1 pseudogene is annotated in these 1,211 nt (G+C 46.3%); it reads left to right on the top strand.

Annotated elements, in window-relative coordinates:
- Positions 1 to 1,211: pseudogene (locus GJU43_RS22700) on the top strand (SprB repeat-containing protein); the annotation flags it as partial.

Consider the following 1,211-nt stretch of genomic DNA (forward strand, 5'->3'; position numbering starts at 1 on the left):
GGATGTACTGCAACACAAACTTTTACCATTACAGAACCAACTGTCCTAATAGCTTCAGCCGCAGCCCAAACCAATGTTTCCTGTAACTCAGGATCTAACGGGTCTGCTACAGTAAGTGCAACCGGAGGAACTGCCGGATATACCTATTCCTGGTCACCTTCTGGCGGAACTGCTGCTACGGCATCAGGATTAACTGCCGGAACCTATACTGCAACGGTTACAGATGCTAACGGATGTACTGCAACACAAAGTTTTACTCTTACGGAACCAACTATTTTAGTAGCTTCACCCGCAGCTCAGACTAATGTCTCCTGTAATTCAGGATCAAATGGTTCTGCTACGGTAAGTGCAACTGGTGGAACTGGTACCTATACCTATTCCTGGTCACCTTCAGGTGGAACTGCTGCTACGGCATCAGGATTAACTGCAGGAACCTATACCGTAACGGTTACAGATGCTAACTCATGTACTACAACTCAAACTTTTACCATAACAGAACCGGCGACAGCCCTTACAGCTTTACCTGTAGCTCAAACGAATATAGCTTGTAATTCAGGATCAACAGGGTCAGCTACTGTAAGTGCAACTGGTGGAACTCCGTCCTACACGTATTCATGGTCACCTTCAGGTGGAACTGCTGCAACAGCTTCAGGACTTACTGCCGGAACGTATACTGCAACGGTTACAGATGCCAACGGATGTACTGCAACACAAACTTTTACTATTACAGAACCTGCTACTGCTCTTACAGCTTCACCCGCAGCTCAAACGAATGTATCTTGTAATTCAGGATCTAACGGGTCTGCGACAGTAAGTGCAACAGGGGGAACTCCTTCTTATACCTACTCATGGTCACCATCAGGAGGAACTGCTGCAACAGCATCAGGATTAATTGCAGGAACGTACACAGCAACGGTTACAGATGCCAATGGATGTACTGCAACACAAACTTTTACCATTACAGAACCAACTGTCCTAATAGCTTCAGCCGCAGCCCAAACCAATGTTTCCTGTAATTCAGGTTCTAACGGATCTGCGACAGTAAGTGCAACAGGAGGAACGGCTGGATATACCTATTCATGGTCACCATCTGGCGGAACTGCTGCTACGGCATCAGGATTAACTGCCGGAACCTATACTGCAACGGTTACAGATGCCAACGGATGTACTGCAACACAAAGTTTTACCATTACAGAACCAACTGTTCTAAT

The organism is Flavobacterium sp. LC2016-23 (assembly GCF_009674775.1).
Classification (GTDB): Bacteria; Bacteroidota; Bacteroidia; order Flavobacteriales; family Flavobacteriaceae; genus Flavobacterium.